Consider the following 486-nt stretch of genomic DNA (forward strand, 5'->3'; position numbering starts at 1 on the left):
GCTTTGAGGCTACAGGCGATTACCACCGCGGGCTGGCCTACCGCCTGCTCTCGGCCGGCTTCGAGCTGCGGCTGGTCTCGTCCGTGGCGCTCGCCCGCACCCGCGAGGCCCTGCACAACGGCTGGGACAAGAATGATCCCAAGGACGCCCAAGTCATCCTGCACATGCTCCGGATCGGCGCGACCCAGCGCTATGTCGATCCTCTGGCGGCCGGGATCAACGACCTGCAGGAGTTGTCAAAGACCCACGAGGCGATCTCGAAAGCCAAGACCGAGACCTGGCACCGGATCCTGACCCATTACCTGCCCCTGTACTTTCCCGAGGTCGAGCGTTTTGCCGGCAACAGCCGCTCCGACTGGTTCCTGGCCCTGCTCGAACGCTTTCCCACACCCGGCAGCATCATGGCCCTGGACCGGGAACGCTTCGTGGAAGAGGCATGGCCTGTGATCGGCCGCAAGGTTTCCAAGGCTCGCTTGCTCAACGACA

Annotated in this window: 1 protein-coding gene; it reads left to right on the forward strand. The window is 64.2% G+C overall.

Going from position 1 to position 486, the window contains the following annotated elements; genetic code table 11:
* A partial coding sequence (locus OC446_RS30620) for an IS110 family transposase (RefSeq protein WP_262032625.1) occupies positions 1-486 on the forward strand: 486 nt, incomplete at both ends.

Origin of the sequence: Microvirga sp. Mcv34 (genome assembly GCF_024519725.1) — a bacterium.
Lineage (GTDB): Bacteria > Pseudomonadota > Alphaproteobacteria > Rhizobiales > Beijerinckiaceae > Microvirga.